Consider the following 24,206-nt stretch of genomic DNA (forward strand, 5'->3'; position numbering starts at 1 on the left):
ACACCGTGTATCAGATGCGTGGCCGCGGTGAGAAACCCTGATTACCTCTCTGCACAACCTGCACCTGCCACCACCATTGCCGGTATCGAGCGTATGAATCGGCTTCGTTTTCGGCGCGGGAGAGGCTGGCCGGTGGCACACAGTTCGCGGCGACACACGGCCCATAGCGGCGACGAGCGGGACGGAAAGCCCAGAACTCACACACCGCCGGAGGCGTGGCACGAGTTCACACTTTTGGCCTGCAGCGGCAACGACTTGGACTGCCCGAACCGGAGTGACGGCGTACTACGCGATGCAGAAGACCCGCGCCGCGTGGCGGACCGCGCGGCACCCCATTCACCCGCCCGACTTTTAACTGATTATTACAAAGCGCTTGACAAGCCCCCACTAACACCCAGTAGGCTGTGAGAGGGACCACCGGCTCGTAGGACCTACATCCCTTCGTCGCGCGGAGTCCACTCGACGACGAGTACCGCCTACCAGAAAGATGAGTTCATGACTATCACCGCCTCCGACCTGCAGGAGCTGAAGGACCAGTTCGGCGAGCGTTTCATCACCGACCAGCGCACATTCGCCCCATATATGCGCGACATGTCGTGGATGCTTCCGGAAGGAGAACCGGTCGGCGCGGTTTTCGCCGAAAGCACCGAGGACGTGTCGAAGGCACTGGCGTGGGCCAATAAGCATGTTGTTCCCGTATCGGTACGCACCGGCGGTTCCGGCCTGGCGGGCGGTTCCGTCTCCTACGACGGCGGACTCATCCTCTCGTTGCACAAGATGAACCGTATCCTTGAGATCGACCCGGAAAACGGCGTCGCCGTGATTGAACCGGGCATTATCAACGCCGAGTTCAACAAAGAGCTGGCCAAGGAAGGCTTCTTTTTCGCGCCCGACCCGGCCAGCGCCTCCATTGCCTCGGTGGGCGGAAATATCGCCACCAATGCTGGCGGTTTGCGCGCGGTATGCCACGGCGTCACCATCAACTGGGTGCGCGCTCTTGAGGTGGTACTCGCGGATGGGCGTGTGATCGAGGTCGGATCGAAGACCATCAAGAACGTTTCCTCCCTCAATCTGAAGGAGCTGTTCATCGGATCGGAGGGTACGCTCGGCGTTATCACGCAGGCAGTTGTGCGCATCGAGCACATTCCCGAGTACGAGCCCTACACGTTCTTCGCCTGCTTCGACAGCATCGAGGATGCCGGCTACGCAACAATTGCTATCCGTGCGGCAGAGAACAAGCCCGTATCGCTCGAGCTTATCGACGCTCTGGGCGTGCGGCTTGTCAATGAGCGGAACCCCGATCTGCAGATTCCGCAGCCGGGCGCAGGCCTACTCCTCGGCCAAGCCGAGGGTCAGAGCGCCAAGGAAGACGTGGAGGAGTTCGCCAACACCTGCCGCGAATACGGCGCCACCGCGGTGATGTTCGAGGAGGGCAACCGCCTCTTCCAGGTGCGGCGCGATGCCTATCCGGCACTCTCCGCTGCGGGGATGGAAGTCATTGGTGATGTCTCCGTTCCGATCGCGTCACTGGCCGAGGCCATCCACAACATTATGGCCATTTCGGAGAAGCGCCAGCGCCGCGTCTCTATTCTGGCGCATGCCGGTGATGGCAATATTCACCCGATCGTCGAGTGCGGCGAGGGCATTGAGGAGAGCCGGGCAGCGGAAGAACTGCTCGACGAGGTCTGCGAGATGGCCGTTGGCATGGGCGGCGTCGTCTCCGGTGAGCACGGTATCGGCTATCTCAAGCATCACGCCGTAACGCAGCTGCTCTCGCCGGACACTCGCGATGTCCAGCTGGCCATTAAGAAGGCGCTAGACCCGAACGGGATTCTCACGCCCGGCCGTAAGCTCTAGTCACTCGGTCCAACGACGCCGACCGCCCGACTGCACATGCCCGGGCCGGTCGGCGTCGTTCTTTATTTAACAACCATCATCTGGTAGGCTGAGGCTAAGCGGATTCCACGACGACGGATCGCCGCTCGCACAACCTACGCCGGTGGGGCACTACCCTACCATCCATGCAATGAGCAGTACAACTACCCATTGCGCCAACCAATCCCATAACTTCATATAACACTCCAAAGAAGGAGGGAATGATCATGCATACCACAAAGCGATGGCGTGCACGGCAGGTCGCACTGTTCTCGGCTCTTTGCCTTGCTGCAACTGCTGCCGCATCAGCCACTGCGTCCCCTGTGGGAAATCCCCCTGCTGCTACGCCTGTGAGCGCTCAGATGGCAAATACCGACGAAGAGTTTGACGGCGTCGAGGCCCAGGTTGCTGCCTCTATGGAAGGCAACGGCATTACCGAGGCCGAAGCCCGCCACTTGGTCGAACTCCAAGACGCACAGGTCTTCTTCGCGGAAGAAGTGGGCGGCCAGTACTCCGACACGGTCGGTGGGTTTTCGCTGGACGTTCACACCGGCACGCTACACGTCCGAATCACCCCGGACTTCGCCAACAAAGCGGAAGTCGATGCAATCGCAGCCAAACACGGTATTGATATCACCTATGATGAGACACCCTGGAGCATTGCTGAACTCGACGCTGTTGCCGCTTCCATAAACTCCGAGTTCGGCACCGAAGGGGTGGCTGCCACGCCGGACTACGAAACATCAACACTACTTGTTACCGCGCCAGACCAGTCCACCGCCGACCGGGTGGAGAGCCGCATAGCCTCCCTATCCGAAACGCAGGCAGCCAGCGCATCGGGCGGTAACCAGACGCAGACAAATTCGGGGGCTTCCAACGGCGCCTCAATTCCCGTATCCACAACAATCGAAGACCTGGCGGACATGCCGGAAGATAAGTGCACCGATCGCTTTCACTGTGGCGGCCCCTTACGGTCGGGAATTTCCATGACAGTCCCGGACGGTGTGTGTAGCATCGGCTTCACGGCGACTGCTGCAGACGGCAGCCGTTGGGCATTCACTGCGGGGGACGCAACAGTATGACAGCACATGGCGAACAACGTATCGGCCCGATCCGCCAATCATTCGACTACAGACATCAGTCTGGTTATCCCGGACTCGACCTCGCCCGGGCGCGAATCGCAAACAGTTACTGGCTCAGTTGGCCCCGCCGCGGTGTCATTTTCCACCCGGGCAGTCCGGATAATCTTGGCAGAGTTACGGGCTTCATCAGCATCAATGCGTCCTATATCAAGGGCCACTCAGTTTGCCTCGGTGGAATAAACGTCAGCTCTTCTCCTTGTGGAACTATCAGCGGTTTCAGGAACGGGCTCGTCGCCGTTAAAGGATACGACGCTTGCGGAGGAGACTCAGGTGGCCCGTGGACAAGAAACGTGTCCGGGGTGAGGCTACTGTATGGGGTCCATTCCGGTTCAGATAGCGGCTGTCATCGTAATAACGCAAGTAAATATTCCTACTTTACACCCATGCCACTGATCCGCACATACTGGAACAGAACGCTCGGGCAGCAGATGACCATCGATCTTGGCTAACAAAGAAAGGAGAAACAAGATGTTCAAGCGCCTAGCCGCAGCAATCGCGGCCATCGGCCTTGCGCTGCTATCCGCCTGCGGATCCCAATCAACCAGCAACGATACGTCTCCGTCGCCCGCAGTGCCATCGGACCCTGTAACGTTCAAGTACCAGGAGGAAGTACGAGATCTGCCCGTGGGCACCACCGTCGTATTCGAGTCCGGATTCCTCGAAGCATTTGATGAAGACGTGGCAACCATATGTACATTGGTCGGCGACTCTGACCCACCAACGTGTTCAAAACGTCCTTTTGTCCTGCTGAACGTCCCCTTCAACGACATAACTTGGGAGGAGGAATGGACCGAACAACGTCCCGACTACCGCTACGCATATGTCGACCTAACCGGCACCCTCGTCTACCCCGGAGTCATTGAAGTCAGCGAGATTTCCCCGGCAGCATCCTAGTCAGTACATGGCGGGGGACCTGACGGTCCCCCACCATCGGCACCGGAAGGAACCGTATGTTCAAGCGCCTAGCCGCAGCCATCGCATCCATTGGCCTAATATTGCTATCCGCCTGCGGAACCCAATCAACCGGCAACAGCACCTCGCCGTCGGAGATTCATCCGATAGGTCCGGCGATCATCGAATACTACGAGGATGCGGCCGACCTCCGCGTTGGTACCGTGGTCACAATGACCGTGCTTCTCGAGAGTTTCGATGAAGACATTGCGACACTGTGCCTGGATGTGGGCGAGTCTCATCCTCCCGTCTGCACTGGGAGCCGCTTCATCGCGCTCAATATCCCCTTCGACGAGATCAGCTGGGATACCGAGCTGACGCAGCAACGCCCCCGCTACCGCTCCACATTTGTCACCGTCACCGGCACGCTCGTCTACCCGGGAGTCATAGAAGTCAGCGAGATCGAACCGCTGTCCTGACCCAAGCGCATGCAGGTGGGGGCGAAACCTTCCGGTTCCGCCCCCATCGTTATCACAGGCTCTACCTGCGCAGGTGCTCAGCGAGGCATACTCTGCTAGCAGAGCGTCCTCTCACCGCCGCCTCAGCGCTTGAAGCGCGGGAAGGACGAACGGCCTGCAAACACTGCATCGTCGTCCAGCTCATCCTCAATGCGCAGCAGCTGGTTGTACTTGTTGACGCGCTCGCCACGCGCCGGTGCACCGGTCTTGATCTGGCCGGAGTTGGTGGCAACCGCGAGATCGGCGATCGTCGTATCCTCCGTCTCACCGGAACGATGCGAGGTCATCGAACGGTACCCGTTACGATGCGCCAGCTCCACGGCCTCCAAGGTCTCGGTCACAGTACCAATCTGGTTCACCTTGACCAGAAGCGCATTGGCAGCACCGAGATCAATACCCTTCTGCAGACGGGCCGGGTTGGTGACGAAAAGATCGTCGCCCACCAGCTGCACCTTGTCACCGATCTCGGCGGTCAGGCGCACCCAGGCATCCCACTCTTCTTCGGAAAGCGGATCCTCGATGGAAACAAGCGGGTAATCGGCGATGAGCTTCTCGTAGTACGAGATCATGAAGTCGGTGTCCTTCGGGCCACCTTCGAACTGGTAAGCGCCATCCTTGAAGAACTCCGAGGAGGCAACATCAAGCGCGAGAGCCACATCCTGGCCCGGCTTGAACCCGGCCTTCTCGATAGCCTCGCAGATCAGGTCAAGGGCGGCCGCATTCGACTCCAGATTCGGCGCGAAACCGCCTTCGTCGCCAAGACCGGTGGAGAGCCCGCGCTGCTTGAGCACGGACTTGAGCGAGTGGTACACCTCAGCACCCCAGCGCAGCGACTCCTTGAAGGTGGGTGCGCCGAAGGGGGCGATCATGAACTCCTGGATATCAACGTTGGAATCCGCATGAGATCCGCCGTTGAGGATGTTCATCATCGGGACGGGCAGCACGTGCGCGTTCGGTCCCCCCAGGTAACGGTACAGCGGCAGGCCGGCCGATTCGGCGGCAGCCTTCGCCACGGCGAGCGACACGCCAAGAATGGCATTGGCGCCAATCTTGCCCTTGTTATCCGTGCCATCAAGATCGATAAGAGTTTGGTCAACGAAGCGCTGATCATCGGCTTCCATTCCGACGATCTCCGGCTCGATGACTTCGGATACGGCGCCGACGGCGTCCTGGACGCCCTTGCCGAGGTAGCGGCCGCTGTCGCCATCGCGACGCTCCACCGCCTCGAAAGCTCCGGTGGATGCGCCGGACGGCACGCCCGCGCGGGCGAATGTGCCGTCGTCTAGCAGAACCTCGACCTCGACGGTCGGGTTACCGCGCGAATCCAGAATCTCGCGAGAAGCAACAGCCTCAATGCTGGCCACAGGTACTCCTTTTGTTCAACTTCACGGCCGCCTGACGGCCACATCTTGACGGGAAGAAATCCCGCTAAGTGCTATTGTCTCGCAGAAGTACCCGCCGCGTCAGCCTCACGTCTGCGGACGTTGCTCATTTCACTGCCCGCTGATTGCGCCAGTAGGACCTCCCGGGACCAAAGGCTAGGTGGGCGACGTCGCCCGGCGCGTCCAACCACGTCCGCCTACGCCCACCGTGTCCACTATCACCGTGCACCTCGTATCTACCGCGCGGCACCAATGGTGGCAAGAAAAACAGAGGTAATAACCTGCTCAACCCATTCGAGCAGTGCATCGCCCTCCAACTGGCGTTGCTCCCCCATGCGGCGGCCCACGCCCGGCGCCGGGATAAGCAGCACACGAATCGCCGGTTTCAGGAAGGATCCCGGGTACAACCGTTTCAGGCGGGCCTGCCGCGAATCCGGAAGCGCCACCGGCGCAAAGCGGATATTGCGCCCCATCTGCGTCACTTCACCGATCTCGGCACGCCGGCACAGCTCACGCAGGCGAGCCACGCGGAAGAGCCGCTCCGCCTCCTGCGGAATCGGCCCATACCGGTCAATAAGTTCCGCCCGGACCGCCTCACGCTGCTCCTCATTCTGGCTGGCTGCCAGCTTCGTGTAGATCTCCAGCCGCAGCCGCTCAGACGGCACATACGTCTCCGGCAGGAACGCTTCGAAGGGCAGCTCAATACGGACGTCGGCGGGCTCGTCGTCGCCGCTATCGACTCCCTGGCCGCGCAACTTGGCAACCGCCTCGGACACCATACGCACGTACAGGTCGAAACCGACACCGGCAATATGGCCGGATTGCTCGCCGCCCAGCATATTGCCCGCGCCGCGAATCTCCAGATCCTTCATTGCCACTTGAATGCCGGAGCCGAGTTCCGTGTTGGCGGCGAGCGTGCGCAGGCGTTCCAGCGCCGTCTGCGTCATAGTCTTTTCCGGACGGTAGAAGAAGTAGGCGTAGGCACGCTCCCGGCCTCGCCCCACCCGGCCGCGCAACTGGTGCAGCTGCGAGAGCCCGAACCTGTCCGCGTCCTCCACGATCAGGGTGTTGGCGTTCGAGATATCCAGGCCGGTCTCCACGATGGTGGTACACACCAGCACATCGATCTCTTTATCCCAAAAGCTCTGGATAACCTCTTCCAGCTGTGCCTCGTTCATTTTGCCGTGCGCAAGGGCCACCCGCGCCTCGGGAATCAGCTCCTGCAAATGCGCGGCGATACGCACCATATCGCCCACCCGGTTGTGTACATAAAACACCTGGCCGTCGCGCAACAGCTCCCGGCGAATCGCCGCCACAATCTGCTTCTCCTCATGCACGCCCACATAGGTGAGCACCGGGTGGCGTTCCTCTGGAGGTGTGGCGAGTGTGGACATCTCCCGCACCCCGGTAACCGCCATCTCCAAAGTACGCGGAATCGGTGTGGCTGACATGGAGAGCACATCCACAGTTGGATACAGCTGTTTCAAAGTTTCCTTGTGTTCGACGCCGAAGCGCTGCTCCTCGTCGATCACCACCAGTCCGAGATCCTTGAAACGCACGTTACCGGTAAGCAAGCGGTGCGTGCCGATAACGACGTCCACCGTGCCTGCGGCCAGCCCGGCGATAGTCCCATCCGCTTCCCTATCAGACTGGAAACGCGACAGCATTGCCAGGCGGACCGGGAAACCAGAATAGCGCTCGGAGAAGGTCTCGAAATGCTGCTGCACCAGTAGCGTAGTGGGAACGAGGACGGCTACCTGTTTTCCGTCCTGCACGGCTTTGAAGGCGGCGCGTACGGCGATTTCGGTTTTGCCGTAGCCGACGTCGCCGGAAATAAGCCGGTCCATTGGTACCGGCTTCTCCATATCCGCCTTCACCTCGTCGATCGTATGCAACTGATCGGGGGTTTCCACGTAGGCGAAGGCGTCCTCCAGTTCCCGCTGCCACGGCGTGTCGGGTGAGAAGGCGAAACCCTTGGTGGCCTGGCGTTGCGCGTACAAACGCACCAGTTCCGAGGCGATCTGCTTCGTGGCTGCACGTGCCTTGGCCTTTGTTTTCGCCCAGTCCGAGCCGCCCATCTTGTTCAGCGGTGGCGCCTCACCGCCGGAGTAGCGGGAGAGCTGGTCCAGTGCGTCTGTGGGCACCCACAATTGATCTGCCGGCCCCCCGCGCCTGCTCGGCGCATATTCGACGACGACGTATTCGCGCTGGTTATCGCGACTCGAGCCAACGGCTCTCTTGTCCATGCGAATGAATCGGCCGACGCCGTGCCGTTCGTGGACGACGAAGTCGCCGGGTTTCAGAGACAGCGGGTCCACCGTCGCCTTACGGCGGGAAGGCATCTTCCGCATGTCCTTCGTTGATGAGCCGCCTCGCCCGGATATATCGGCGGCCGTGAACACGCCGAGGCGTTGCCCCTCCATGATGAATCCGGAGGAGATGGGTGCCATCGTCACGTAGCACACGGACGGTTCCAGTACTGCCGGCAAGTCGTCCACGTACCGGGCCGGGATCTCCTGGTCGCCGAGCTGCGCAGCCAACCGCCTGCCTGGCCCGGCGCCTTCCACCACCAGTGCCAGGCGCCACCGCTGCCGCGACCGCTCGCCTATGGCGGCAATTGCGTCGTCGACTTTACCGAGAAAACGGCGCGGCTCCCGCGCATCAACCGTGCTGGCGCCCGTAGTGATCCGCTCGTCGCGTGCGAAGCCGCCCAGCGTCCACCAACCGCGCCCGCTGTCTAACACTCGGTCGCGCGTGTCAGCGAGTTCCGCGAACGACGCCGTATCAACGCTGACGGGCACCTTGCCACCGGCGGCCGCCGAACTCCACGCCGCGGTAAGAAACTCCTCGGTAGTGGCGATCAGAGACTCTGCGCGCTGCTGGACGCGCTCCGGTTCCACAATGAGCAGACGCGCCGAATCAGGCAGAGTATCGACCACGGGAACCATGCGTTCCACCAGCACCGGTGCAAGCGACTCCATACCCTCCGGAGCGATTCCCTGCGAGATCTTCTCCAGCATGTCGACGGCGCCGGGCAGCTCTGCCATGAGATCGCGAGCGCGCTGCCGCACGCCGTCGGTCAAAAGAATCTCTCGGCACGGGGTGGCGTACACCTCGCTGGCCGGCGCGAGTGAGCGCTGATCCGCGACTGCGAAGCTACGAATCTCGTCCACTTCGTCGCCGAATAGTTCGATTCGCAGCGGGCGTGCCTCGGTGGGCGGAAAGACATCGATGATGCCGCCGCGCACCGCGAATTGACCGCGCCGCTCCACCATATCCACGCGGGAATATGCCGCTCCGACCAGCGCTTCTTCCAGTTCGGTGAGGTCAACCCGGTCCCCGAGGCGGACGCGCACAGGCACCATCTCACCCAAGCCGGCCGTAATCGGCTGCAGCAAGGCTCGTACCGGCATAACCAGCACCTTCAGCGGAGCAAACTCCTCCGGGTGGGCGAGCCGCCGCTGCACCAGCAACCGCCGGGCAACGGTATCCGAACGCGGTGAGAGCCGTTCATGTGGCAGTGTTTCCCAGGAGGGGAATACCTCCACCGCGCTCTCTGGTAGGTATGCACGCAACGCACCGGCAAGTTCCTCTGCCTCCCGCCCAGTGGCGGTAACGGCGACCTGCAATAGTACCGACCGATCTGCGGCGTCGTCGGCACGGTCGGTTGGCGACGAGACGAGTTCCCCACCGACGTCGCCGCGTGCACCATCGGAAGCGCCTTCAGCACCGGCGAGCAGTGCGACAACCGGTGTGACCAGTCCGCGGGGCATGGCGATGTCCCGGCGTTGCTCGGCATTCCCGCCAAGTCCAAACTGCGCCTCAAGCTCCGCGAGCACCGGGTCGGCGGAAACAAGAGGAAGAATCGGACGTAAATCCATATGGCATCTCCAACTCATGTCACGGTGTCATCGCCTGCGTGGCGAAAAGGTAGCGCTGGCAGCGAAGTACAGTCGCCTAATGCGCGGTATGGAGGCGCATCTGTGCCGCTTCAAAGCCCCGGGTCAGAACGTCTTCCACGGCGTCGGCGGCTTTGTCCACCAGGGTCGGGAGTTCACGCCGCTCCGCCGCGGCAAACGGCCGCAACACGAAGTCCGCCGGGTCCTGCCTGCCGGGTGGACGGCCTACGCCGAAACGCAGCCGCAGGTAGTCGCGCGTACCCAAGGCCTGGCTGATGGACTTCAGTCCGTTATGCCCGCCTTCCCCACCACCACGTTTCAGACGAAGGGTGCCGAAAGGCAGGTCGAGATCGTCGTGAATGACGAGAAGTCCCTCCGCGCCGGCGTTGAAGTACGCGAGCAACGCCTTGACCGGCCCTCCAGAAACATTCATGAAACAGTCACAGGTGGCGAGTATGACCTGTTCGCCGCTTTCGCCCGGAACGGTCCCGATTCGCGTAGAAAGGGTATGCGTATGTGTAGCACGATGCGCGCGAAGCGCGCCTCCAGCGCGAGACGCAAGAGAAGCAATGACCATATGCCCGGCATTGTGCCGAGTCTGTGCGTATCTTTCCCCGGGATTGCCTAGACCGACGACGGCGAACATTATTCCTTCCGGTCCTCCCTGTGATGGGCTGTTGTAAAACGCGGTGAGCCAGGCACCTGCCAAGTGGCGCGAAATCGCGCCGACATTATGCCATGTAGTGGGCAGGCGGCTGCTCGTACCGTCGCGGACACGAACAGCCGCCTTCCGTTGAAAACTCTATCGTCTCAGGGCCGATAGCAATCCTTCGGCAGGATTACTCAGCCGCTTCGGCGGCAGCGGCGGAAGCAGCCTCTGCGGCGGCTTCGTCAGCGGCCTCCAGGGCGCGATCAACCTCGGGCTGGGAAATCACGACGACAATTGTCTCCGGGTCGAGATCGCATTCCACGTCCTCCGGGAAGGCAATATCAGCAACGGTGACGTGATTGCCGTCTTCGAGGCCGTCAACGCTGATGACGATATTCTCCGGGATCGCAACGGCCGGTGCCTTGACCAGCAGCTGCATGACTTCGACCTGATGGATCGTACCGGATGCGGACTCGCCGGTCACTTCGACCGGAATCTCCACTTCCACCTTCTCCGAACGGCTGACGCGCAGCAAGTCCAGATGCTCGATGGCGCGGGAGAGCGGGTTCCGCTGGATATCCTTAACAAGGGCAAGAAGCTCCTCACCCTCCAGATCGACGGTAAGAACAGCATTTGCCTGGCCCTTCGTGGCGAGGAAAACGTCATGCTCATCAAAAGAGAGGTGAACTGGTTCAGCGCCATGCCCGTATACCACTGCCGGAATGCGCCCCGCGCGGCGCAACTGCCGCGCCGCGCCCTTTCCGAAGTTGGTGCGCGCAAGTGCAGAGAGCTTGTTGGAATCTGCCATGATGGTCTACTCCTTGTTAGTGTTCTCCACCGGCCCGACCGGACCGATGTGGCCTCTTCCACGACAGGCGACACCACAAGGGCATAACCACCGCGTCGATAACGGAGTGGCTGACGTAATGGCCCAGCGCCAACCGGCTAGTCCGTACCGTCAGCTCTCCCTCGCCGAGGCAACTGTGCCAGTTTAACGCGACAATGCCACGAATCCAAGCCAACGAATTCGCCGGACTTACGGGTTGATGCGTTCGCAGAGAGTGAGGAATTCTGGTGGTACTCCTTGTTTTGCGTGGAGGATCTTGATTCCGACGAGGCGGCCTTTGACGTCGAGGTCAAGTGCGATCTCGACAGGGTTGATTCCCTCGGGGTGCCGCAACCCGGTGACGGATTGCACGATCGTGAAGTCGCCTGTGAACTCGTCAACCAGGGCAATATAGGCGACGTCGGCCTTGTCATCGTATGTCATTCGCATGGTTCTTCCTTTTCGTTGTAGTTCTGTTGGGGTTCGTTGTCGTTCGGTTGGGGGCATGTGGTTGTAGGCGAGTGAACAAGCCTGCAAAACTCTGGGGGCACGGATCAGAGGCAGATCAGGGGCCTGGACCAGACATCGGCCCGTATAGGACCACGGCGCAACCGGTCAGGGGCCCGCACCCTGCCCGGTTGCGTGCCTAGGCGAGGCGTTCGCATTGAGAGATGAACTCCGGCGGCAGGCCGTCCTTCGCGAAAAGCACTTCGATTCCGACAAGCCGACCCTTGACGTCGAAGTCCAGATTGATCTCCCACTCATTAATCCCGTCGGGGTGGTGAATCGCCGTCACCATGTCGTGGCTTCTCATGTTGTCGATCAGCCCGATATAGGCCGCGTCAACATCTGCAGCGTAGGTCATATACATGATTCCTCCTTCCGTGGTGGTTAATCCCTGCCTGTTCGCCAAGAAGCTCGCGTTGGGTCATCAACTCGGCTGTTCTCTGCCAGAAGTGCGCGGCTAAGGCGCTTCTCTCGGCAAGGTTTCAGGCGAGCTGTTGACATTGAGCTACGAACTCAGCTGGAAGGCCCTCCTTGGCAAAGAGGATCTCAACCCCGACAAGGCAGCCTTTCACATCGAAATGCAGGTTGATCTCCCACTCATTGATCCCATCAGGATGATGAATCTCGTTGCGCGAGGCGTAGATTCTCGAGATGTCAACGAGTTCAATGTCTGCCGCATCGGCCACACTGTCGTATGTCATGTGCATGATCTAGTTGTTTCCTTTCGTTATCGTGATGATGTTGCCGGTTCTGTTGTCGATGACGACTCGGATCTTGTTCTGCCCTTTCCCGGAGGTAAAGACCGATGTATTTCCATTGCCTTTCGTTCTTTTCCCGTTGTTGATGACATTCTTCACCATCTGCCGGGAGAGTCCGTGTTTCGCCATTTTCTGCGTTGAGTGGAATGTGAATCGGATCGCGAGCCGCCCGAGCCACATCAGCACTGCGCCGACAGCTGGTGGGATCACTGGCGTGATGGGTGGCAGAGTGAATGCTTCGTCCGGAGCGGTGCGGCCACTTGTAAGGTGACTGGTCAATACCACCGGCGGGATAGGTGGTTGACGGTTTTCTGAGGCTGATGCCGTGACAACGCCGGCAGTGCCAAGCGCAACGCTGAGCGCCGTTGTAGCAGCGATAGTACGGAACAACATAGTTTCGTCCTTGGGTCGTAGGTACATGACAGGGATCCGCGACCTTGCCGGGCTGCGGATCGGTGTACAACCGGGCCCGATGTACGTTACCAACGTATATAGAGTGTATGGTTACTAAGTAAAGCCCGTCACAACCCGACCCCTACCTTTCACTCACAGCGGACATGACGGGTGCACTACGTCAAGCCGGAGTCGTACCGCGCTATAACCGGCGGGACGGCCCGAGTAGTGCGCGTCAGCACCCAGCAACAGTAGTTCCGGCTACCACTCGCACTTGGAACTACGCCTTCGTCTGAAGAATGCTGACCTTAACGCACCGCCAACCACACGGTCATGACAAGACCACCTATAGCCACCATCCAGCGCATGACGTTTTCCGGGATGTAGCGCTGGATGATTGGGGCAACATAACCTCCCGCAAAAGCGCCTACACCAACGGCAATGGCCGCAGGCCAATCCACCTGCCCACGCGCGATGAAGATCAGTGCGGCCGCCATATTCGACACCAAGAGCATGGGCGTTTTCATCAGCACCGCATCGTGGGCGGACATCGGCGTTGCCAGAACACATAGAGCAAAAAACAGTACTCCCGCCCCGGCACCGAAATATCCGCCGTAGATCGTAATGAGGAGCAGAATCGCGAGGAATGCCCATAGCGCCAGGCGACGCTTCGTCACCGCACCGTTGATCCGTGGACTCAGCATCACCAACACCGTACCGGTCAACACAAGCCATGGCACAACCGCTTCGAATACGGCCGGGTCGGCCACGATGAGGAGCCATCCCCCAACAGCGCCTCCAACGAGGGATACCAGCAACTGCGGCCATAGCGGGTACACCTTTACTTGCAGCATTCGCCGCCATGCCTTCGCCACGGAGCCGGCTCCTGCGCCAAGCAATGCCACCGTGTTCGAGGTATTCGCCAGTACCGGCGGGATACCCAGCGCAACCATGACGGGATAACTCACCAGAGACGCCAGCCCGACGAGGTAGCCGACTATTCCTGCACCCACTCCGGCCAGCACAAGGATTGTGTAATACATCCCTTCAAGAGTATCGCGATGACACCTGAACGTAGAGCGCAGCCACGTGCCCGCATCGTCAGTAGGCGCCGTCAAACAGACTCGTGACCGAACCGTCCTCGAATACCTCGTCGATGGCACGTGCCAGGATCGGAGCAATCGGCAGTACGGTCAGTTGCGGGAACCGCTTATCCGGCGGGATGGGCAAAGTGTCAGTAATGACAAGCTCACGCAGGCCCGATTCCTGCAGCCGGGCAACCGCCGGATCGGAGAGCACGCCGTGCGTGGCGGCGACGATGACGTCCTTCGCCCCTGCTTCCAACACCACACGTACCGCGCCACATATCGTCCCGGCCGTGTCAATAAGATCATCTACGATCACTGCGGTCCGCCCGATCACGTCACCCACAACACGGTTCGCCGTCGCCCGATTCGGGTTGTTGATATCGCGAGTCTTGTGGACGAAGGCAAGGGGTACGCCTCCCAGCCGGTTGCCCCACTGTTCCGCCACCTTGATACGCCCGGCGTCCGGGGACACCACCACCGCATTCTCAGTGTCGATACGTGTGCGCACATATTCCACCAGTGTGGGCATCGCCCACAAATGATCCACCGGACCGTCGAAGAAACCCTGCGACTGGGCGGCATGGAGATCGACGCTCATAATGCGATCGGCTCCGGCTGTTTTCAAGAGGTCGGCAACAAGACGCGCAGAAACGGGCTCGCGGCCACGGTGCTTCTTATCCTGGCGCGCATAGGGATAGGACGGCGCAACCGCAGTAATGCGCTTCGCAGACGCACGCTTGGCGGCGTCGACCATGATCAGTTGCTCCATCAGCCACTTATTAATCGGATCGGGATGTGACTGCAGGATGAAAACATCCGCACCACGTACCGATTCTTCGAAGCGGACGTAAATCTCTGAGTTGGCGAAGTCATAAATCGTGGTGGGAAGCAGGTCAATCCCCAGCTCCTCGGCCACGTCCTTGGCCAGTGCCGGATGGGCTCTGCCGCTCACCAGCACGAGGCGCTTATCGTTGCTGACCTGCATTCCCGTCATGATGGATCCCCTGTATCACTCAGTTGGCCGGTAGTCGTTTCGGGTCAGTATCATCAGCAGATTCTGTTTCTGCTGACACGGCGGTGTAGGGCGAGAGCCGAGCGCCTGCCGGTATGGATGCGTCGTGGACCACGACGTGCCGGGCGACGGCGTTTTCGCCCACAAGTGCGTTCTCGAATTCACCTGGTCCAACGATTGCGCCGGTCGCCACGGTCGTCTCTCCACGGAGCAGGGTCCCCGGTTCTACCCGACAATCCGGTTCCAGGCGCACACCCGCATCGATCGACGTCGTCGCCGGATCAATAATCGACACCCCGGATCGCATCCATTTTTCTAGAAGGCGCCGATTCATCTGCGCGCGCAGGGTGGCCAGTTGTGCCAGATCATTACAGCCTTCCACCAGCCAGGAGTCATCGAGAACCAGATCTCCGACGCCGGCGTCGGCACCGTAGGCTGCAGATACCACGTCGGTGAGGTACATTTCACCCTGCGCGTTGGCGGTACCGAGATTGCCGAGAGCATCGCGTAAAAACGCCGCATCAAAGGCATAGGTGGATGTGTTGATTTCTCGGATGGCGCGCTGCTCTTCCGTGGCATCGCGGTGTTCAACCACGCCACACACTTGACCGGCGGCGTCGCGCAGGATCCGACCGTATCCGGTGGCATCGGGAACCAGCGTGGTCAGAATCGTCACGGCGTTCGCCGCGTGGTTCTCCACGAGTTCCGAGAGCGTTGCAGTATCAAGTAGTGGCGTATCACCGGCCATCACGACGACTGCGCCGTCAAGACTTTCTGGCAACGCCTGCAGACCGCACCACACCGCGCGGCCTGTGCCCTTGATCTCGTCTTGCCATGCAATTGCCGCGGCGGCGTCGCACTGCTGGGCGTGCGCCGCGACGATCTCACCCTCGTGGCGCACCACGACAACAAGATGCTCAGGTTCCAGGCCACGCGCCGCCGCAATGGCATGGCCGAGCAATGACCGCCCGCACATGGTATGCAAGACTTTCGGAGTGGCGGACTTCATACGGGTACCCTGCCCCGCTGCGAGGATGATAACCGCGGCCGGATGCGACACGCTCACGGCAACCCCCTATCTGGGTGACTGGGACGGGCCCCTCGGCACTCATGTGCCGAGCCGCGCGGCACTTTGCAGATGCCACGCCAGCTCCGCCTCCAGGACTCGAACCTGGACTAAAGGTTCCAAAGACCTCTGTGCTGCCATTACACCAAGGCGGAATTCAGACCATGATGATTCTAGCGGGGGATTCGCCTCCTGTCATAATGGAAGCCATGAGTGATTCTCTACCGGCTCCGCACCTGCCAACTCCTAAGCGCGTGCGCATGACGCGCGCCGAGCGGCGCGAACAGTTGATTCGCGTGGCAAGGGAACTCTTTGGAGCACGCGGATACGACGCTGTATCCATCGAGGAAATCGCCTCCGCCGCCGAGGTGTCAAAACCCGTGATTTATGAGCATTTTGGCGGAAAGGAAGGCCTCTACCAGGTCATTGTGGACCGCGAATTGACCACTCTCACCGACATGCTCGCGGCACAAATGCGCCCCGAATTACCCCCGCGGGCGATGCTGGAGGGCATCGTGCTCTCCCTTCTCGACTACATTGAGGACAGCGCCGACGGTTTCCGCCTGCTGTCGCATCAGTCCCCTTCCGCCGTTACATCCGGCACATTCTCCACGGTGATTGCCGACGTCGCAGAGCAAGTGGCGGACTTGCTGGCTCCTTTGTTGGAGAGGCAGGGGCTTGATCCGAAAACCGCCCCGATTTACGGTCAGCTGCTGGCGGGGGCAATCGGGCGGATCGGGCAATGGTGGGCCGATGATCGGTTGCTTTCCAAGGAGGAGACGGCCGCTCATGTGACGAATCTCGTCTGGTTCGGGCTACGGGCAATGGAACGCAATCCACATCTGGTGACCTTAGGGCGCGATGGCGGAGCGCCCGCAAGCGAGGGTTAGCAGTCCACCCCGACTGCCTCTGCGGCCTTGCGCAGCGGAACCGCGACGGGCGACGGTTAGTCGCCGCCCCAGTAATAGCCATGTGACCAAGCACATATTTCAGCTTTGCCGTCGCCCCCAGCCGCGGGTATCAGAGTGCAGCAACCCTCCACCTCGGACCTCTCACCTGCGCAAACGTGATTCGGGCGACAGTTCGTTGCGGGCTCGCAGCCACCCGCCGCCGTTGGAGTTCGGGTGCTGGCGCTCTCCGTGTCCTAGCGCCAGCCACCTTCATCCTGTTAGCCTTTAATCCACAGCGAAATTTCCATTTCTTCCATGCCTCGTACAGGAGCATCGTATGGGTGATATCAGGCTTGATGTGGATCAGATGGCGGATCTGCGTAAGCGGCTACTGAAGATCGCGGACAATCTCCACCTCGAAACCTTCCCGTACGTGCCTGATGTTGGTTTAGGTTTCCCGAGCCTGTTCGATTCGGCGATTACCTTCGGCCTTGCTCACACGGAACGGCGTTCGCGCGCAATCTCCTGGTGTGAGGATACGGCCGACGCGGTTGATTACACGGCCAAGTTTGTCGGCCAGACGGATGACGATGTCGCGCATGATTGGGCCCAGTCGGATTCGGGGGCCTCGTGGCAGGCCATGGCGCTACTCCTCGGCGGCGAAATCACCGGAACGTCGGTATGGTCGCAGATCTTTACCGGCAATGATCACCGCGCCCACTAGGGGTGGACTATGTCGTATTTCAATAACTTGATCGGGGATGTGCCCGGCGATCCGGCCGAGGTAGCCCGTTACGCCCGGGAAGTACGAGCGGCCGGAGAGAACGCGGAGGAAGCGTATGGCGATCTGCGGCATAGCGAACGCGCGGTACCCGATTGGCAGGGCGCCTCCGCCAATGCATTCCAATCTGCCATGTCAGAACAAAAGTCAGCCGTAACACGACTGCAAGATGGGCTGTACATGGCGGCGAGTTCGTTAGAGAACTACGGATACATTGTTGCCGAGTTCAAGCGATTGGCAGCCAATGTACAGGGCGAGCTGGAGAAGTTGGACGCACAGCTCTCCAGCGTCCCCTCCTGGCAGGAGGCAGCCACCTATATGGCACTGTCTCCGCAGGTCGCCCTGCTCGTCGACGACTACAACCGGTACCTCACCTCGCTGGAGGAGGCGGCAGACCAATGCGGTGCCGAGTTACGCAATGCGCTGGATATCGAGCCGGTCAACTATAACGACGACGGTGTTGAGATAGGCTCGCAACGGTCGCTGACCGAGCGGGATATGGAGCGGATCAATAACCAGCTGAAGGACATGGCCCCAGAGGATATCAACCAGCGTGGCATCGGGGACTGTACCTACCTGGCTGGTCTGGGATCGGTGATGCAGTACCCGGAGGGGCAGGAGTGGCTCGCCTCCTGCATTACTCCGCACTATGACGCGAGTGGAAAGCAGGACGGCTACCTGGTTACACTCTACGACGATCCCCTCCATCCCGATGACGACGCTAAACAACAGGTATTGGTCACCGATGTTTACACCAGAGGCGTGAAAGGGAGTAACGGCCCTAGTGTCGTCTCTGTTTTCGAGTCCGCCTACGGTCAACTCCATCCTGGTGGCACACTGGGCGGCCCAGACGGTATCAGTGGCAATAGCGGCACGGAGGTCTTCAAAGACATCACCGGCTTGGAGGCCACATCAGTCCTTGGCATGGGAAGAGAATACGACTCCGAGAAACGCGCCGCGATCATCGAGGCCAGTAGGAACCACCAGCCCGCCATCGCCTCGACCACCGTGGTACCCGACGGAACCTTCGATAGCGAGGGCCATGCAACCGTCACCGCGTCACTTCCGGATGGCAGCCAACAAGAGATCTTTCTGAACGGCTCACATGCCTACACCATTGTTTCCGCCGACGCGTCTGGCGTCACGCTACGCAACCCCTGGGGCCATAATGACACCCCTAGCGACAGCGCTGTGGACGGCACCTTCCATTTGTCCTGGGATACGTTCTCACGGTACTACGGTCAGGTCGACATAGGAACCATCCCATGAGCCACAACAACAGCGGCATTCTTATCCCTGCCCAGGAGATGACTGTTCTTCATCTCGGCGATGACCCGGACGGACCACGGTTCACGGTGTCCGGCGTGCGTGTTGAGGACGGCGTGCAAAAAGCCCACCTACGCGGCGGAGGCCGGACCGGCCGTATCAAACGGACCCTGCAGGCCGGCGAGTCGGTTAACCATCCCGGAGTTGGGACCTTCACTCTGGTGCATATTCGCGTTCAGGTTCGCGCTCCCGGACGTACCGGAGGTGGTGGCATTGCTACCTTCGCCTTTGACCCCGCACCCGGATTCACCATCAACCCGGCCTTGCTTACATGAAAGAACACACCAGATATGCAGAGAAGCACAGACCGGAGAAGAAGGATGGCACGCAAACTCACCGTACTGGCAGCAGTACCGTTATTCGTGCTTTCCGCCTGCGGTGCAGACCTTAGCGTTCCCCTGCCCTCCGTCAGCCGCATGACGATCCCGGCAGACAAAGCTGCCTGCACCAACGGCATCATCATCAGCATCAGCGAAGGGACAGTTCTCGACCTCGGTACAGACTTGGAAGGCCCCCACTACACGGTCTCCGGTGTTCGCATCGAAAACGGTATCAGGAAGGCTTACGTCGGCGGAGGAGGCAAGGAAATCGGCAGTATCGGACAGACTCTTCAAGTCGGGGAGTCCATCACCCAACCCGGCGTCGGCACCTTCACCCTGAGGTCCATCACCCCGTATGAGGGAGACCCAGAACTTATCGGTGCTGGCGGTTCCGCCGGGTTCTGTTTCGAGCCGGAACCCGGTTTCGTAGTTGATCCTTGCCTCGTGAAAGAACAACCCTACTGGCATACACTTCCGCCAAGTATCCCCTCACCGGCAGCGGACGAACCGAACTGCCCGGACGATCCCTACGAAGCCGATGCAGCTAACGAAATCGAAGAGCCTGACGAAACCGACGACTCCAACACACCCAACGAAACCGACAACCCCGCCACCCCGGCAGAGGAATCGGATACCACGCACACGTAGCCATCGGCAATCACATGGGCAGACAAGCACTTCGACAAACGCGAGGAAGAGAACACACCATGCGGCTCAGAGCCACGCAAAGAACCCAACTCGGCACGGCAATCATCACCGCAGCCCTCCTAGGATCCACGCTCTCCTCCTGCACCGCAGACCTCAACGTTCCCATGCCCTCCGTCAGCCGCATGACAATCCCGGCTGACAAAGCTGCCTGCACTAACGGCATCCCGATCGCCATGATAGAACGAACCAGCCTGTGGCTTGGCGCCGACGATGACGGGCCGAAATACACAGTCTCCGGCGTTCGCATCGAAAACGGCATCAGAAAAGCTCACATCCGCGGAAGTGGCAAGGGACTCGGCAGCATAGACAGGACTCTTCAAGTCGGGGAGTCCGTCACCCAACCCGGCGTCGGTACCTTCACCCTCCTCTCCATCACACCAGAGGAACGTGATCGTGATCCAGAACTCATCGGCTCCGGCGGTTCCGCCGGATTCTGCTTCGAACCCGAACCCGGATTCGAGATCGACCCCTGCCTCGTGAAGCAAATGTTCGCCGACCAACCCCTCCCACCCACTATCCCCTCACCGGCAGCAGACGAACGACGCTGCCCGGACGACCCCTACGGCCTCGACGAACCCTACGAAATCGAAGACCCTGACGAAACCAACACCCCCACCACCCCGCCAGAGGAATCAAACCCCACAAACACGTAACAGACCCACACTCCACTGCATGCCAGCGGCCATTGAACAACACCCCATATCCGCACCAGAGAGGCCGCCGTCGCCTCCCACTCGGTACAGCAGCACGACGCCCTCGCACAACAGCGGTCAGCAAAGACCGCTGACCGGGAAGAATCCCCGTTCCGGAGGAAGACCCCCGGCTACCCGCGCTTGGCCATCCACTGCTCAATCTCACCAACTCCCCGGGGTTGTACACGGCTATCTGCAATGTGATAGCTTGCCCAGGAAGTACCACTACATGGAGGAGCGGCATGCTTCAGATCGACAACCTCAATAAGTCGTTCGGCAGCCTACAGGCCCTGAACAATCTGTCCTTCCACGTGAATCCAGGCGAGATCTTCGGATTCGTCGGCTCGAACGGCGCGGGAAAAACCACCGCTATGCGCATTATGCTCAACGTACTCGCCGCCGATTCCGGCACAGTGACGTGGAATCATAACCCACTAGACTTCGATACCCGCCGCAAGGTGGGCTATATGCCGGAGGAACGCGGACTCTACCCGCGTATGGCTGTCGGCAAGCAACTCATCTACCTGGCACAGCTACACGGCCTAGACGCTGAAGCCGCAAAAACCGCCATGGAGCATTGGACCGAGCGGCTCAACATCGCATCCCGCCGCAACGATAACGTTCAAAAGCTTTCCCTCGGCAACCAGCAACGAGTACAACTGGCTGCATCGCTTGTGCATGACCCGATACTACTCGTCCTGGACGAACCGTTCTCCGGCCTGGATCCAGTAGCCGTAGATGTGATGAGCAAGGTCCTACAAGAGAAGGCAAAGGTCGGCGTCCCGGTTATCTTCTCCTCCCATCAGCTCGATCTGGTGGAGCGCCTCTGTGATCGCGTTGGCATTGTTTCGCAGGGGCATATGATCGCCGAAGGAACGATTGACGAACTTCGCGGCGCCAACCATAAGCAGCTCGCCATCGCTTCCGGAGCCTCGTTCGACGCCCTACGAGATGTGCTCACTCCACTGGGCATCCGCGTTGAGGCGGATCCCCTCGAAGGAACCTCCGAGGCACCCCGTATCGACGGCACCGTCCGAGTCGTTTTTGATCAGCCCAGCGCCGTCGACGACCAACAAATCCTCCAGGCGGCCCTGTCAGCGGGCCCGGTGCACGAGTTTGCGCCGCGCCGTCCCCACCTGACCGAGCTATTCAAGGACGTCGTCGTGGCGCCTGCCGAAGACGAAGAAGAAACAGCGAAGAAACCCAAGCGAAGTCTGTTTTCGCGGCGAAAGGCGGTGGCCTGATGCTCGGAATCGTTATTAGGCGTGAATTCAACACCATCTTGACGTCGAAGGCAATGCGTATCTCAACCGCCATTGTCGTCGCAGTATTGCTACTCGCTGGAGTTGCTGGGCGGATCTTCCTGCACAACGACGAGGAATCCACCCCGCAAGCCATCCCCATCGCGGTAACGCAAGATGCCTCCCCGCTAACCGAGTTCCTCGTCGGGCAGGGTGGAATCGAAGTAGTCGAGGCAAGCGGAAATCCCGAGACAATTCTGCAGGACAACGAGGAAGTCGAGGCCGTTGTATCGGGAATACCCGCCGAACCAGTTCTCTCGACCCGCGGCGAAGCGAACGCTATTCGTGAAAAGGTCGTCCTCGCATCCACCCTCTATCTGGTTGACCAGCAAGGCGTGCTCACCCCCGAGTTGTCATCACAGTTGGTCAGATTGTCCTTCTTACAGGTCAACGTCATCTCAACCAACGCAATGTTCGAGAACCCAATGGGTTACCTCGCCGGAACGATCGGATGTGCGCTATTGATGGTGATAGTTCTGCTGGGTATCTCCACACTATCTGCTGGCGTCGTGGAAGAGAAGTCGAGCCGCGTGGTGGAGATCCTGCTGACAACGGTGCGCCCGCGTACCTTCTTACTCGGCAAGATCCTTGGCATTGGTTCGGCCATGCTCATCATTTTTGCCGTCTACCTCACGGCATTGCTCTCAGGCCTCGCAATCGCCGGGCTTCTCAGTAATCTCTCCGCGCTCGGCAGCCTGGGCCTGTGGGGCTTCCTGCCGGTCGTTCTTCTATGGATCGTACTCGGGTATTTCACCTACGCCGCACTAATCGGTGGCCTGGCAGCGACGGTATCGAGACAGGAAGATCTGGGGGCGGTACAAACCCCGGTCGTCTTCTTCCAAATGATCCCGTTCTATGCGGCACTGAACCTAGTTCCGCTGCTACCCGACGCAAGCATCACCCGCATACTTTCGTATGTTCCCTTCCTCTCCCCCTACATGATGCCCATGCGAACCGCTCTTGACTCCGTGGCTCTCTGGGAGCAGCTACTGGCAGCGGCTCTGACACTTGTCTGTATCCCACTGCTCGGCATACTCGCCGGGAGGATCTACGAGCGATCCATTCTGCGCACAGGCGAGCGCGTCAAGATCACATCGCTATTCAGGGGGTCTCAGGGATAACTTTGCCGAGCGTGCCCACCCCGCGTGCTCCAGCGCGGGGTGTCATATCACCGCATGCAGCACCTTTTCTCCCCGCGTGTATCGCGCGATGTCCTCCGCCCCGGTGCGAGCCGCCACCTCGGCTGAGCCGCGACTCGCACCGGCAATATGCGGTGTCAAAACCACATGTGGCGCCCGCAGCAAGCGATGGTCGGCAGGCAGGGGCTCAATCGGGAATACGTCAAGCGCCGCGCCGCCCAGATAGCCGGATTCCAACGCATCGCAGAGGGCATCCGCGTCAAGCAGGGCACCACGTGCACAGTTGACCACTACCGCTCCCGGGCTGAGCAACGCCAGCTGTTCGGCGCCGAGCATGCCCCGGTTTTCTGCGGTTAATCGCGCGTGCAGCGTCACTATATTCGCGTCTCGCAATGCCGCCTCCAAGGAGACGGCGTGCTCTATACCGTCTGGAAGCAGGTGCGAAGCGAGGAACGGATCATAGACCCGCACGTGCGCGCCAAACGCTCGCAGCACAGCGGCAACGCGTGAACCCACCGCACCGTATCCGACAAGTGCCACAACGGCTCCATCGATCTGGAGCGGAACTTTCTCATAATCGTAATAGTCCCCACGCCACTGCCCCGCTGCCAATTCATTGTGCCGCTGCGGTATTTGGCGCACCGCCGCCATAATCATCGCCACGGTATGCTCCGCCGTCGCAGCCGCATTTCGCCCGGGAGTATTCGTAACGACGACGCCGCGATCCGCTGCGGCAGGCAAATTGACGTTAACCGGTCCCCCGCGGCATACCGTTACCATCCGCAACTGCGGGCAGGCCTCCAGTACCCGGCGTGTGAAAGGGTACGTGTGCGTGAAACACACCTCCACCCCAGTGAGAGCAGCGATAAGTTCCTCCTCGTCTCCCACTGCTTCATCGACATCACCAATTGACGCCAGCGGCGTATACGGGAAATCGTTTGCGACGGAGGCGATCTCCGCGTCGGGCAAATGCTTCCGCAACGCGTCGGTCATTACCGGCGCGGTCATAAAACGATCCGCGGCAACCAGCACTTTCATTTTTC

The 24,206-nt window shown here is 60.2% G+C and carries 24 protein-coding genes and 1 tRNA gene; 12 read left to right on the forward strand and 13 right to left on the reverse strand.

All coding sequences use genetic code 11. The features are described from left to right. The first annotated feature begins 495 nt into the window (after positions 1–495). From EKN07_RS03300 to EKN07_RS03320, 4 genes are all read left to right on the forward strand, one after another. Entirely contained in the window at positions 496–1,857 is a 1,362-nt protein-coding gene (locus EKN07_RS03300) for an FAD-binding oxidoreductase (RefSeq protein WP_126145610.1), read from the forward strand. 245 nt (positions 1,858–2,102) lie between these two features. After that, positions 2,103–2,957, forward strand: coding sequence for a hypothetical protein (locus EKN07_RS03305; RefSeq protein ID WP_126145611.1), 855 nt, complete (start codon positions 2,103–2,105; stop codon positions 2,955–2,957). A 528-nt stretch (positions 2,958–3,485) separates the two neighbouring features. Then, positions 3,486–3,911, forward strand: a complete 426-nt coding sequence (locus tag EKN07_RS03315; RefSeq protein WP_126145613.1) for a hypothetical protein — start codon at positions 3,486–3,488, stop codon at positions 3,909–3,911. 56 nt (positions 3,912–3,967) lie between these two features. After that, positions 3,968–4,387, forward strand: coding sequence for a hypothetical protein (locus tag EKN07_RS03320; protein ID WP_108715057.1), 420 nt, complete (start codon positions 3,968–3,970; stop codon positions 4,385–4,387). A gap of 122 nt (positions 4,388–4,509) precedes the next feature. Here the strand turns inward: EKN07_RS03320 and eno are convergent, their stop codons facing one another. From eno to EKN07_RS03380, 12 genes are all read right to left on the reverse strand, one after another. After that, a complete protein-coding gene (gene eno / locus EKN07_RS03325) occupies positions 4,510–5,790 on the reverse strand; it encodes a phosphopyruvate hydratase (RefSeq protein ID WP_126145614.1) in 1,281 nt (426 codons plus the stop codon). A 254-nt stretch (positions 5,791–6,044) separates the two neighbouring features. Further along, positions 6,045–9,689: a transcription-repair coupling factor gene (gene mfd, locus EKN07_RS03330; protein ID WP_126145615.1), complete on the reverse strand. Its 3,645-nt coding sequence runs from the start codon at positions 9,687–9,689 to the stop codon at positions 6,045–6,047. 76 nt (positions 9,690–9,765) lie between these two features. Beyond that, positions 9,766–10,353, reverse strand: coding sequence for an aminoacyl-tRNA hydrolase (pth, locus tag EKN07_RS03335; protein ID WP_126145616.1), 588 nt, complete (start codon positions 10,351–10,353; stop codon positions 9,766–9,768). A gap of 193 nt (positions 10,354–10,546) precedes the next feature. After that, a complete protein-coding gene (locus EKN07_RS03340; protein ID WP_108715054.1) occupies positions 10,547–11,164 on the reverse strand; it encodes a 50S ribosomal protein L25/general stress protein Ctc in 618 nt (205 codons plus the stop codon). A gap of 228 nt (positions 11,165–11,392) precedes the next feature. Continuing rightward, complete coding sequence (locus tag EKN07_RS03345; RefSeq protein WP_164546583.1) at positions 11,393–11,626, reverse strand: DUF2283 domain-containing protein; 234 nt, start codon at positions 11,624–11,626, stop codon at positions 11,393–11,395. Positions 11,627–11,828: 202 nt separating this feature from the next. Then, positions 11,829–12,053, reverse strand: coding sequence for a DUF2283 domain-containing protein (locus tag EKN07_RS03350; protein ID WP_108715052.1), 225 nt, complete (start codon positions 12,051–12,053; stop codon positions 11,829–11,831). 118 nt (positions 12,054–12,171) lie between these two features. Beyond that, entirely contained in the window at positions 12,172–12,396 is a 225-nt protein-coding gene (locus EKN07_RS03355) for a DUF2283 domain-containing protein (RefSeq protein WP_108715051.1), read from the reverse strand. A gap of 3 nt (positions 12,397–12,399) precedes the next feature. Next, positions 12,400–12,840: a DUF4258 domain-containing protein gene (locus tag EKN07_RS03360; protein ID WP_108715050.1), complete on the reverse strand. Its 441-nt coding sequence runs from the start codon at positions 12,838–12,840 to the stop codon at positions 12,400–12,402. 308 nt (positions 12,841–13,148) lie between these two features. Next, positions 13,149–13,883, reverse strand: coding sequence for a sulfite exporter TauE/SafE family protein (locus EKN07_RS03365; RefSeq protein ID WP_126145618.1), 735 nt, complete (start codon positions 13,881–13,883; stop codon positions 13,149–13,151). A 58-nt stretch (positions 13,884–13,941) separates the two neighbouring features. Next, a complete protein-coding gene (locus EKN07_RS03370) occupies positions 13,942–14,922 on the reverse strand; it encodes a ribose-phosphate diphosphokinase (RefSeq protein WP_126145619.1) in 981 nt (326 codons plus the stop codon). A gap of 19 nt (positions 14,923–14,941) precedes the next feature. Further along, positions 14,942–16,006, reverse strand: a complete 1,065-nt coding sequence (locus EKN07_RS03375; RefSeq protein WP_126145620.1) for an NTP transferase domain-containing protein — start codon at positions 16,004–16,006, stop codon at positions 14,942–14,944. Positions 16,007–16,090: 84 nt separating this feature from the next. Further along, positions 16,091–16,161: transfer RNA gene (locus tag EKN07_RS03380), tRNA-Gln, on the reverse strand. A gap of 54 nt (positions 16,162–16,215) precedes the next feature. Between EKN07_RS03380 and EKN07_RS03385 the strand changes: the two genes are divergently transcribed. The 8 genes from EKN07_RS03385 to EKN07_RS03420 all read left to right on the forward strand — a co-directional run bounded on the left by EKN07_RS03385 (position 16,216) and on the right by EKN07_RS03420 (position 23,145). Continuing rightward, complete coding sequence (locus tag EKN07_RS03385; protein WP_240611361.1) at positions 16,216–16,896, forward strand: TetR/AcrR family transcriptional regulator; 681 nt, start codon at positions 16,216–16,218, stop codon at positions 16,894–16,896. A gap of 337 nt (positions 16,897–17,233) precedes the next feature. After that, complete coding sequence (locus EKN07_RS03390) at positions 17,234–17,620, forward strand: hypothetical protein (protein WP_126145621.1); 387 nt, start codon at positions 17,234–17,236, stop codon at positions 17,618–17,620. 9 nt (positions 17,621–17,629) lie between these two features. Then, entirely contained in the window at positions 17,630–18,946 is a 1,317-nt protein-coding gene (locus EKN07_RS03395) for a hypothetical protein (RefSeq protein WP_126145622.1), read from the forward strand. Next, positions 18,943–19,278 (forward strand): hypothetical protein, encoded by a 336-nt coding sequence (locus EKN07_RS03400; RefSeq protein ID WP_126145623.1) that lies wholly within the window; start codon positions 18,943–18,945, stop codon positions 19,276–19,278. Before EKN07_RS03395 ends, EKN07_RS03400 begins: the two co-directional genes overlap by 4 nt. A 45-nt stretch (positions 19,279–19,323) precedes the next feature. After that, positions 19,324–19,971, forward strand: a complete 648-nt coding sequence (locus tag EKN07_RS03405) for a hypothetical protein (protein WP_126145624.1) — start codon at positions 19,324–19,326, stop codon at positions 19,969–19,971. A 59-nt stretch (positions 19,972–20,030) separates the two neighbouring features. Continuing rightward, positions 20,031–20,684 carry a hypothetical protein gene (locus EKN07_RS03410; protein WP_126145625.1) on the forward strand — a complete coding sequence of 218 codons (654 nt, stop codon included), beginning with the start codon at positions 20,031–20,033 and terminating at the stop codon, positions 20,682–20,684. Between the two features lie 281 nt (positions 20,685–20,965). Continuing rightward, entirely contained in the window at positions 20,966–21,967 is a 1,002-nt protein-coding gene (locus EKN07_RS03415; protein WP_126145626.1) for an ATP-binding cassette domain-containing protein, read from the forward strand. Next, positions 21,967–23,145 carry an ABC transporter permease gene (locus EKN07_RS03420; protein ID WP_126145627.1) on the forward strand — a complete coding sequence of 393 codons (1,179 nt, stop codon included), beginning with the start codon at positions 21,967–21,969 and terminating at the stop codon, positions 23,143–23,145. The genes EKN07_RS03415 and EKN07_RS03420 overlap by 1 nt, the downstream gene beginning before the upstream one ends. Positions 23,146–23,187: 42 nt before the next feature. Here the strand turns inward: EKN07_RS03420 and EKN07_RS03425 are convergent, their stop codons facing one another. After that, positions 23,188–24,201, reverse strand: a complete 1,014-nt coding sequence (locus EKN07_RS03425) for a 2-hydroxyacid dehydrogenase (RefSeq protein ID WP_126145628.1) — start codon at positions 24,199–24,201, stop codon at positions 23,188–23,190. Positions 24,202–24,206 lie beyond the last annotated feature (5 nt).

This window comes from Actinobaculum sp. 352 (assembly GCF_003957265.1).
Classification (GTDB): domain Bacteria; phylum Actinomycetota; class Actinomycetes; order Actinomycetales; family Actinomycetaceae; genus Asp313.

Coding starts and splice junctions, on each gene's coding strand:
- EKN07_RS03395 (WP_126145622.1), top strand. CDS start 17,630: ATGTCGTATTTCAATAACTTGATCGGGGATGTGCCCGGCGATCCGGCC.
- EKN07_RS03420 (WP_126145627.1), top strand. CDS start 21,967: ATGCTCGGAATCGTTATTAGGCGTGAATTCAACACCATCTTGACGTCG.
- EKN07_RS03360 (WP_108715050.1), bottom strand. CDS start 12,840: ATGTTGTTCCGTACTATCGCTGCTACAACGGCGCTCAGCGTTGCGCTT.
- EKN07_RS03340 (WP_108715054.1), bottom strand. CDS start 11,164: ATGGCAGATTCCAACAAGCTCTCTGCACTTGCGCGCACCAACTTCGGA.
- EKN07_RS03300 (WP_126145610.1), top strand. CDS start 496: ATGACTATCACCGCCTCCGACCTGCAGGAGCTGAAGGACCAGTTCGGC.
- pth (WP_126145616.1), bottom strand. CDS start 10,353: ATGTTCGCCGTCGTCGGTCTAGGCAATCCCGGGGAAAGATACGCACAG.
- EKN07_RS03365 (WP_126145618.1), bottom strand. CDS start 13,883: ATGTATTACACAATCCTTGTGCTGGCCGGAGTGGGTGCAGGAATAGTC.
- EKN07_RS03405 (WP_126145624.1), top strand. CDS start 19,324: ATGGCACGCAAACTCACCGTACTGGCAGCAGTACCGTTATTCGTGCTT.
- mfd (WP_126145615.1), bottom strand. CDS start 9,689: ATGGATTTACGTCCGATTCTTCCTCTTGTTTCCGCCGACCCGGTGCTC.
- EKN07_RS03345 (WP_164546583.1), bottom strand. CDS start 11,626: ATGACATACGATGACAAGGCCGACGTCGCCTATATTGCCCTGGTTGAC.
- EKN07_RS03350 (WP_108715052.1), bottom strand. CDS start 12,053: ATGTATATGACCTACGCTGCAGATGTTGACGCGGCCTATATCGGGCTG.
- EKN07_RS03385 (WP_240611361.1), top strand. CDS start 16,216: ATGAGTGATTCTCTACCGGCTCCGCACCTGCCAACTCCTAAGCGCGTG.
- EKN07_RS03370 (WP_126145619.1), bottom strand. CDS start 14,922: ATGACGGGAATGCAGGTCAGCAACGATAAGCGCCTCGTGCTGGTGAGC.
- EKN07_RS03320 (WP_108715057.1), top strand. CDS start 3,968: ATGTTCAAGCGCCTAGCCGCAGCCATCGCATCCATTGGCCTAATATTG.
- EKN07_RS03305 (WP_126145611.1), top strand. CDS start 2,103: ATGCATACCACAAAGCGATGGCGTGCACGGCAGGTCGCACTGTTCTCG.
- EKN07_RS03315 (WP_126145613.1), top strand. CDS start 3,486: ATGTTCAAGCGCCTAGCCGCAGCAATCGCGGCCATCGGCCTTGCGCTG.
- EKN07_RS03400 (WP_126145623.1), top strand. CDS start 18,943: ATGAGCCACAACAACAGCGGCATTCTTATCCCTGCCCAGGAGATGACT.
- EKN07_RS03390 (WP_126145621.1), top strand. CDS start 17,234: ATGGGTGATATCAGGCTTGATGTGGATCAGATGGCGGATCTGCGTAAG.
- EKN07_RS03355 (WP_108715051.1), bottom strand. CDS start 12,396: ATGCACATGACATACGACAGTGTGGCCGATGCGGCAGACATTGAACTC.
- EKN07_RS03415 (WP_126145626.1), top strand. CDS start 20,966: ATGCTTCAGATCGACAACCTCAATAAGTCGTTCGGCAGCCTACAGGCC.
- EKN07_RS03425 (WP_126145628.1), bottom strand. CDS start 24,201: ATGAAAGTGCTGGTTGCCGCGGATCGTTTTATGACCGCGCCGGTAATG.
- EKN07_RS03410 (WP_126145625.1), top strand. CDS start 20,031: ATGCGGCTCAGAGCCACGCAAAGAACCCAACTCGGCACGGCAATCATC.